The 8,463-nt window shown below is 64.8% G+C and carries 6 protein-coding genes and 2 pseudogenes; 5 read left to right on the forward strand and 3 right to left on the reverse strand.

Translation table 11 applies throughout. The annotated features are described in order from the left end of the window. Nucleotides 1–345 precede the first annotated feature (345 nt). From JGU66_35940 to JGU66_35950, 3 genes and pseudogenes are all read left to right on the forward strand, one after another. A complete protein-coding gene (locus JGU66_35940) occupies nucleotides 346–972 on the forward strand; it encodes a hypothetical protein (protein ID MBJ6766175.1) in 627 nt (208 codons plus the stop codon). 225 nt (nucleotides 973–1,197) lie between these two features. Next, nucleotides 1,198–1,680, forward strand: a pseudogene (locus JGU66_35945) (collagen-like protein). Continuing rightward, on the forward strand, nucleotides 1,663–2,616 hold the full coding sequence (locus JGU66_35950) for a collagen-like protein (protein MBJ6766176.1): 954 nt from the start codon (nucleotides 1,663–1,665) through the stop codon (nucleotides 2,614–2,616). The pseudogene JGU66_35945 and the gene JGU66_35950 overlap by 18 nt, the downstream one beginning before the upstream one ends. A gap of 105 nt (nucleotides 2,617–2,721) precedes the next feature. Here the strand turns inward: JGU66_35950 and JGU66_35955 are convergent, their stop codons facing one another. Next, nucleotides 2,722–2,853 (reverse strand): hypothetical protein, encoded by a 132-nt coding sequence (locus JGU66_35955; GenBank protein MBJ6766177.1) that lies wholly within the window; start codon nucleotides 2,851–2,853, stop codon nucleotides 2,722–2,724. Between the two features lie 1,480 nt (nucleotides 2,854–4,333). Between JGU66_35955 and JGU66_35960 the strand changes: the two genes are divergently transcribed. Together JGU66_35960 and JGU66_35965 are read left to right on the forward strand one after the other, a co-directional pair. Further along, entirely contained in the window at nucleotides 4,334–5,365 is a 1,032-nt protein-coding gene (locus tag JGU66_35960) for a DUF2236 domain-containing protein (protein MBJ6766178.1), read from the forward strand. 429 nt (nucleotides 5,366–5,794) lie between these two features. Further along, nucleotides 5,795–6,078 (forward strand): annotated as a pseudogene (locus JGU66_35965) (hypothetical protein). Nucleotides 6,079–6,142: 64 nt separating this feature from the next. Here the strand turns inward: JGU66_35965 and JGU66_35970 are convergent. Both JGU66_35970 and JGU66_35975 read right to left on the reverse strand, forming a co-directional pair. Next, entirely contained in the window at nucleotides 6,143–7,132 is a 990-nt protein-coding gene (locus JGU66_35970) for a hypothetical protein (GenBank protein ID MBJ6766179.1), read from the reverse strand. Nucleotides 7,133–8,192: 1,060 nt separating this feature from the next. Beyond that, a partial coding sequence (locus tag JGU66_35975; protein ID MBJ6766180.1) for a transposase occupies nucleotides 8,193–8,463 on the reverse strand: 271 nt, incomplete at its 5' end.

Consider the following 8,463-nt stretch of genomic DNA (forward strand, 5'->3'; position numbering starts at 1 on the left):
CGGCATCTCAGCCGAGGCGACAACTTCCCTGACACAGGGGGAGAATCGAGACCTGCCGTTTCGCAGCCTCGGAGGTAGCGAGCACCTGGAAGTCCAAAGGCAACCTTTCACGGCAATGGCAGAGTCGCCTCGGGTCGGTGATATGGTTCCTCGGATGAGCAAAGCCTGCAGCCACGGAACTTCTCTTCCGAGGCCGTGGAACTCCGCGACCTTGTCGTGGAACGACACGGCGACCACATCGGCACACCAGCGCGTGTCCTGCTCCTAGCACTTCCCCTCTGAAGGCAGCGAATAGGGCCGGCTGGTCGGCCTCGGAGCAGCGTGGGCAATCGCTTGGCACAGTGAATGAAAGAGTCCTTCCGCACGACCGCCATCGCGGTCAACAGGAGAGACTCAATGAAGGGCATCATCAGCCTTGCACTCGTTCTGACCATCGTCGCCTGCGGCAAGGGCACGGACGACGAAACGCCGGCGACGGCGAATCCCCCGGAGGATGGGACCACGACAACGGATCCCCCGGACGACGGGAGCACGACAACGGATCCCCCGGTGGACGGGGCAAAGACGCAGAGGGTCGCAGTGCGGGTGCTCGGCGTCCACGGGACGGGGTCTGTGCTCGTGCGAGTGGCATCACTCGACTTGACCGTCGACGGCCACTCATTCCCGATTCAACTCAAGGGTGGCGAGCTCAACCTCGGCAACGCTCAGAACGCGTGGGCGGTGACGGTGTTCGACCTTCCGGTCGAGGCGAACAAGGTCGCGATCCATCTGCGATTCCAGCCGGAAGGAATCATCGAGCACAACGGGCAGACGCGGGCGCTTGACCTGAGTGGGCCACCACTCTTCGTGGTGGCTGACGCCGCACGACTCCGAACGCGCAGCAAGGTCGTGTTCGAGATCGACCTCGCGCGCTCATTGGTCGACCGAGGTGCTCAAGTCTCCCTGCTGCCGGATTTCATCATCCGCTACTGACGGACACGGCGGGCGGACAGCGCGTCGCGAGAGCCAAGATACAACACGTTTGAATATCGAAATGAACAAGACAATGGGGGACAAATGCGTGTCGGACGGATTGTAATGCTAGCAGCACTGCTCGCGGGCAAGGCTGCATTTGCGCATGAGCTCGCATGCGACAAGAGAGTGAATGGCGAGCACATCTATGAAGTGCAATCGTACCCAGCAACGCTCACATGGACGATGACGGTTCGAAATGTCCACCCGACGAGCCCGTCCGGCGTTGAAGGGGTGGTGGATCAACTGCTTACCGACGCGTTTGGCTGGACGCCCTCGCGGCCGCCACCGTACATACTCGCCCTTGGCGAGTCGCACACCGAGACGTTCTCGACCACCGTGCACTCGTTTGACGAGTGCGAGCAACTCGCGCATGCCGACGGCGTGACCGATGACGTCATCGACAACGTGTTCGCAGCGACGTGGGACGATGGCGAGACGCAGTGTCGTGCACGGGTCGTCTGTCTGGCGCTCTGCCCGCCACGAACCTGTGTCGGCGACCAAGGGCCACAGGGGCCGCAGGGGCCGCAGGGCACGGCGGGGCCACCAGGCGAGACGGGCGCCACGGGGCCACAGGGCGCCACGGGGCCACAGGGTGCCACGGGGCCACAGGGTGCCACGGGGCCACAGGGTGCCACGGGGCCACAGGGGCTGCCTGGACAGCCGGGCGCTGCGGGCCAGAGCGTGGTCGGCTCTTCCGAAGCCCCTGGTGCGAACTGCGCCAATGGAGGCGTCAAGTACACCTCTTCGACCGGAGTCAACTACGTATGCAATGGCGCTCCAGGTCCTGCTGGTGCCACGGGGCCGCAGGGCCCGCCGGGCGCCACCGGAGCCACGGGGCCGCAGGGCCCGCCGGGCGCCACCGGAGCCACGGGGCCGCAGGGCCCGCCGGGCGCCACCGGAGCCACGGGGCCGCAGGGCCCGCCGGGCGCCACCGGAGCCACGGGGCCGCAGGGCCCGCCGGGCGCCACCGGAGCCACGGGGCCGCAGGGCCCGCCGGGCGCCACCGGAGCCACGGGGCCGCAGGGCCCGCCGGGTGCCACCGGAGCCACGGGGCAGAGCGTGACTGGTGCGTCTGAACCGCCTGGCGCGAACTGCGCCAATGGAGGCGTCAAGTACACCTCCTCGACCGGAGTCGACTACGTCTGCAACGGCGCTCCAGGTCCGGCCAGCGGCATCCTCTCCTTCGGCTACTTCTATGCCCTCATGCCGCCCGACAATGCGGCGACCGTTGCGGCCGCATCCGCGGTGGAGTTCCCTCAGAATGGTGCAATGAGTGGAATCAGCAGGGCCAGCGCCAGCCAGTTCAATCTGCCCGCGATTGGTGTCTACGAAATCTCTTGGCAGGTGAGCGTCGCCGAAGCCGGACAGCTGGTTCTTGGTCTCGACAGTGGCTCTGGAGTCGTGGAGCAGCCAAGTACCGTGGTCGGACGTGCTACCGGAACGTCCCAGCTCATGGGCCATGTGCTGCTAACGACGACCTCCGTGAACTCGATACTTACCGTCCGCAACCCCTCTGGAAACTCTCCGGCACTGACGGTGACCCCCCTCGCCGGTGGAACCCACCCAGTCTCCGCGTCCCTCCTCATCATGCAGATTCGATAGCCCCTGACGTTCCTTAAAAACCGGAGCGGCCACTCAAACGTCGAGTGATCGCTCCGTCGTTTTTTAGGGGAGGGCTTGACCTGCCAGGATTCTTCGAGCCACTGATTACGAGAGAGGCGCCGCCCGGGATGGGTTGGGTAATACTGCATCGCACTGCTGTCGAGATTCCAGAGGCGTGAGGCAACCGAGGCTCGAGTAGGGTCGGACCCTGTTGTAGTGCGGTCGCCTTGCTTCGATGACGGCCTTTGCCTCCGCCCTGGAGCGAAACTATTCCATTCTGAGGCACTCCTCGCGAGGGCGTCCGTTGAAGCTCTCGTCGGTGTCGTTCTACCAAGTGTGCCTACCCAAATTCGGTCGCCGTACCATGGGTGCGCAAGCCCACCTTCGGCAGCGCGTCAATGCGAGGGAGCGAGGCGCGCACGCGCCATCCTCCTGTACTAGCTGACGATGCAACTACCATCCACATGCATCTGCCGAGAATTATCAGCACGGGAGGGTGATCGGAGCTCCGCTGGCGATGAATGACGGCCCGCCGCAGATAGCTGTCTAGGGCGGGCCGTAGTGGCAACGCGGAGAGACTAAGCCGCCTCCTCAGAGACAGATGTTGCAGTCCTGCTTGATGATTCCAGCTTCATAACGGGTGCCATCCGGCCTGATACAATCGAGAACCGTTTTGTTGCCCTTGAGAGGAGTACAGGCACCACAGAGCGTATACCTGTCGGGAGTTTCCCCCGGCTTACAGCTTGGGGTCAAAGCGCTTTCTTGCGTATCCATCGCGTCAGCTGCGGGTCCGTCCTCGCTGACACCTCCGCACCCGAGCGACAAGCCCACCGCCAACAGAACACCGAAGGCGAATCTTTGCATGCGCATTCCCATGTCAATTTGCCGCCTTATGCGGCATTGCCAGCATATCTCGATTTCGCACTCTTCGCACGTGCCTCTCCATGCCTGCCGGCAGCCCCGCACAGGCGGACATCAATTCATCGACGCGGGAAGTGCCGCCTGCGTGCGCGCACGGCCGTGCCTTTCCAAGACTCGGTCGCAGCGTCATGGGTGCGTCAAGGCCAGCCCCGCAGCGCGTCAATGCGAGTGAGCGAGGCGCGCACGGTCGTCGTTCCGCCTGGGCTAACGATGCGCGAGGCGGGTTCCTGGCACTGGGCCGAGCCCGCCGGGTACTGGGCCCACGCCATCAGTAGGGCACCATTGACACCGAGGCTCCGGACGTCATGTGGAACACTGGCATCGTCGTCATCTCCGCCGACCACGCCACCTCCGAATGCGTCCGTATCCACGCGGCCATCGTGAGAGATTGCTTCGACGCCCCAAAGCTCCTTCGACGGGGCATCAAGACCTACTTCGGGGCGTACGGACGAGGCGTAACCACGGGGCTGGCCTCCATGAATGAGAGGATATCCGACACTCCGTTGGACCTGGCGCTCCCCGTCGTGGCGCGCGAGTTGAGTCACCCATGACGCAGCGACCGAATTTGGGGTAGGCACAGGTGGATGATCAGGTGGGCAACGCGCCGTAGACACGCCCCAGGCTCCTCGCTCACGGATTCACCACGCGCATGGAGGGCCGCAGCTTTGGGCTGCACTCGCGCGCGCTGGCGGCCCAATTGCTATACTCCGGCGTCGCGGGAGATGGCGCGCGGACGTGATAGGGCCCGACCTGCTAGAGGAGCAACTGCTGTGACAATCATGATGGGGATAGATTCATGAATACGCAGACGAACCCGAGGCGGTGGCCGCCCCCTCCGGAAGTGGAGCAGCAGATCAACCTGGACCGCGAGCGTTTCCGCAAGTGTCTCGACTACATGCGGGAACACGCGGCAGGCGAGGTCGAGGGCGTTTACGGCCCCAACAGCGTGACCTGGGTGCTCTATCGCGAGCCGGTGATCCTCCTCGGCGGACTGCGCGCCATCCTGCTGCAACTAGCCCATCCGGCAGTGGCCTACGGTATCTCCCAGAACAGCAACTTCCGGAATGACCTGCTCGGCCGTGCGCGACGCACCTATACGGCGATGTACCAGCTCAAGTTTGGTGGCCTCTCGGAGGCGACGGGCGCCGCGAAGCGGATCCACAGCGTACACAGCCGCGTCTACGGCGCACTTCCGGACGGTGCCAGCCCGCAGGGCTCCGACCCCTATCGCGCGAACGATCCTTCGCTGCTGCGTTGGGTGCACGCTACCCTCATCGACACCGCCATGCTGATCTTCGACACGTTCGTGCGGCCGCTCAGCGTCGAGGAGAAGCGCCGCTACTATCAGGAGACGCTGCGCGCCGCAGCGTACTTCGGACTCCTACCGGAGCAGGTGCCGCCCACGCTCGAGTCCTTCTACGAGTGGTATAACGGTGAGCTGGCGGGGGAGCGGCTGAGCGTGGGAGACACGGCGCTTGAGCTGGCAGGCCTTCTCTTCAATTCGCCGTTCACCCGAGGACAGTTCGATGAGGTGCTCACCGCCGGCCTCCTACCGGAGCGCTGGCGCGTGGCGTACAGGCTGCCTTGGGGGCCGGGACAGCGCCTCACGTGGAAGCTCCTGAAGGGCTCGATGCATCGGGGAATCCACCTCACCCCGCCAAAGCTCCGCTACGTCACAGCCTGGCATCAGGCCCAGATGCGGCTGGCCATGTCTCGGGGAGAACGGCCGACGATCATGGCCCGGGTGCTGAATACCATCGACTCCTACGTCGACGTGCCGTTCAGCATCCGGCCAGTCGCGGTGAAGGCCCGAGCGGATAGGGATTGAGAAACGATTTGCGCGTTCAGCAACACCAAGGCGGTCAAGTTCTCCCGGCCCTATGTCATTCTGGGCTGCGGGAAGTCCCTTGAGGCAAACAACGCTCAGGTCGTGTCTGCAAATAGGTCGGGGCCGTCCGGTGTTGGCCGGCCATGGGGCGAGGAGAACGGACCGACACCCTGTGTCTACCCAAAACTCGTTCGCTGCGTCATGGGTGCGTCAAGGCCCACATGCGGCACTGCGTCACTCCGAGTGAGCGAGGCGCGCACGGCTGAGGGCGGGATGAGGGGGAGGGAGGGTGCAGAGGGGTCGAAGAGGGCCGCTGACAGGGCCGCCCGAGCGATGCTCCTGGCCAGTGGACAGGCCGATTGAGCCCCTGATGGCACACGCGAGCCCAAGCCGGCGCGCGCCATCAGCCAGGCCGAGCACGCGGGGCTCATGCTGGAGGCCACCACAGACACCGTCTTCGTGGGCAGCCCCGCCTCGGGGACCAGTGGGACATCACCCGGGCGCTGCTGCCGGGCGGAGTCGTCTTCATCTCCCCTGGGCAGGCCGTGCTTCACGGCGACGGGCGCCAGCTCCAGAAGAAGGGGCTGGAGCACCACGTGAAGGTGCGATCCGCCCTCGCGGGCCTCCAGGTGGGCCGGGACGAACTGCTGGAGCACGCCCTCCAGGTGCTGCGTGAAGAGACCGCTCCGAAGGCGGCGACGCGCAAGGCGTGAGCCGCGTCCCGAGCCTGACTCCGAACGAGACACGCGCGACTCGACGCGTGCCCCGCTCGAAGTGTCACTTCAGGTAGCCGGATTGCTCGATGAAGGCCTTCACGGCGGCGACATCGGCATAGTCGAGCTGAATCATCTCCCGGAGGGCCACGCGCTTGTCGGGGGCCTTCTCGTGATAGCGCCGGGCGATTTCGTACCCCACGTAGTAGCCGACGTCCGACACGCCGAAGGTGTTGGTGGGCGCGTTGTAGAGCCAGTCCTTCAGGGATGCGCCGTCCATCTGCGCCACGAAGTGCGCCCGGATGGCGTCGGCGTGCGCGGGGCCGTAGCGGTACATCTCCAGCGCGGGCCGCTTGCCGGTGACCTGCTCGGCGACGAACTCCGCCACGCCCTCGTAGGCGACCCGCGAGGCGAGCACGTCCGCCATGTCGCGCTGCTGGGTGTGGACGTACTCGTGGATGTTGTTCTGGCCGTTGTTCTCGCGGGGGCGTGTCGCGAAGAAGGAGCCCAGGCGGGTGCGCATCGGCTCGAAGAATTCGGACACGTCCACCGTCTCGTCCGTCAGCGCGATCTCCGAGCCGATGAGCACCTGTCGGCCCAGGGCCGTCCCCCCTGTCCGCATCGCGCCGATGGCGTAGGTGATGGTGGCGGGCTGGAACTCGGGGTACAGGCGTCGAAAGGTAGCGAGGTCCTTCTCCAGTGACGAGGCCGCGCTCCGGGCGCGCGAGGTCAGCGGGCGGACGGAAGCCCAGTACTTGGGATAGCGGGTGATGACGTCGGCGAAGGATTGGGCGGTGTAGTCGCGCGCCTGCATCAACGCATGCAGCCCGGGAGTGCCGGGGTCGATGTAGAGGCGCTGGATGATGGCGGCGCGCTCGGCCACGTCCTCGGTCGCCACCGCCGCGTCATGGGCCACCCAGAAGCGGTCAATGTCCTCCGTCACCACAGAGGTGGGCGATGCGGCGGGGGTGCTCGGAAGGGCCGTCTCGGGCGGCTTCAACGTGGGGGCACACCCCAACAGGAGGGCCGTCAGTACCGCTGTTCTCCACTGCATTCGGTGCTCCAGATATCCCCCAGTCGTCGTCACCCTACATCAGGGCCGCCTTGCATCCCAAGGACATGGCGCGCCGTGGCCGCGATTGTGGCGGATGCGTCGCGCGTTTCATGTCCTGCTGGCATGTGACCCTGGATAGCGTATCGCGAGAAGCAAGCGGATGCTGCTGTTGAGTCTGTGCGAATGGCTGTCCTGCTTCGCTTGTGGCGATTCCAATTCAGACGACGCGCGTGACGGCAATCCGCCCGGTGGGTCCTCGGCCGTGATGTGTCGGGATGGATGCAGCTACCAATACGGGAGGCAGTGCGCGGACGTCTGCGCCGCGGCAGGGTGTTGGTCCTGCTCGGCTGGGACGTGGACGAATACTCGAAAGAAGCTGGGTGAGCGAATGGTCCAGCAGCGACCGGCAGGACGGCCTGTGACATGCCCTGCCACATCGCATGACGAGCCATCGCACAACGAGACCAGCAAGACCTGTCTCAGAAGGAGCAGGGCAAAACCTGTCGACAGAAGTTCGCGGCCCACCAATCGGACCCCGAAATTTCCTGACTTCATCCAACCCCAGGACGCTTCTCATTTTTCTCGTCGCACTCTTTAGAGAGACGCCGAGAACGAGTTCGCGCAGGCCTTCGTTCGGGGAGCTACTTGAAAGGCCCTACCAACCGGTAGGGCCTTTTTTGTTTAACACGGGCCTCGCGATAACATCGCGGGGCCTTCGTGCTTAAGCCCCTGAATTCCAAGGGATTTTGGCTCGCGGCGCTGAAGAGAGCGCTCTCGGCGCTCCACCCCGCAGACCAAGATGCCTGTGCCTACCCAAAATTCAGTCGCTGCGTCATGAGTGCGTCAAAGCTGCGTCAAAACGCGCGCCATGACGTGAGCGATGCGCATGACGAGCCGCTCGGTCCCCTCTTCCATTTGATAGATGTCGGAATTACGCCCGGCTCAGACGCCTCAATACTTCTCTGCCTGCGTGTGGACACTCCCCTCCCGACCTGCGAACGCAGGTAGGCTCGTCCAGCACGCGCGCATCTACGAGGGTGTTGTTGGAAGGACCGAGACGCTACGCAGCGCGGCGCTCGTACCGGTGGTGGAGCCCGAAGACGTCCCGTAGCTCTATCACCTTGGCGCCATGCTCCGGGCCCTGCACCTCACGCGTCTCGGGCGCATCTTTCCCGAGCGACAGGTGCGTCCGGCTCGCGTTGTAGTAGCGCTGGCACTCGCGCAGCAGGCGCCGTGCGTGGGCTTCGTTCAGGACGACGACAAGGTCCAGCAGTTCCCGACGAATTGAGCCAATGACTCTCTCCGCATAAGGATTCCGGTGAGCGTCAAGG

Source organism: Myxococcaceae bacterium JPH2 (genome assembly GCA_016458225.1).
GTDB lineage: Bacteria > Myxococcota > Myxococcia > Myxococcales > Myxococcaceae > Citreicoccus.

Bases quoted from the DNA above. Each gene is read 5' to 3' on its own strand.
- JGU66_35970 (MBJ6766179.1), bottom strand. From the start codon at position 7,132: ATGCAGTGGAGAACAGCGGTACTGACGGCCCTCCTGTTGGGGTGTGCC.
- JGU66_35940 (MBJ6766175.1), top strand. From the start codon at position 346: ATGAAAGAGTCCTTCCGCACGACCGCCATCGCGGTCAACAGGAGAGAC.
- JGU66_35960 (MBJ6766178.1), top strand. From the start codon at position 4,334: ATGAATACGCAGACGAACCCGAGGCGGTGGCCGCCCCCTCCGGAAGTG.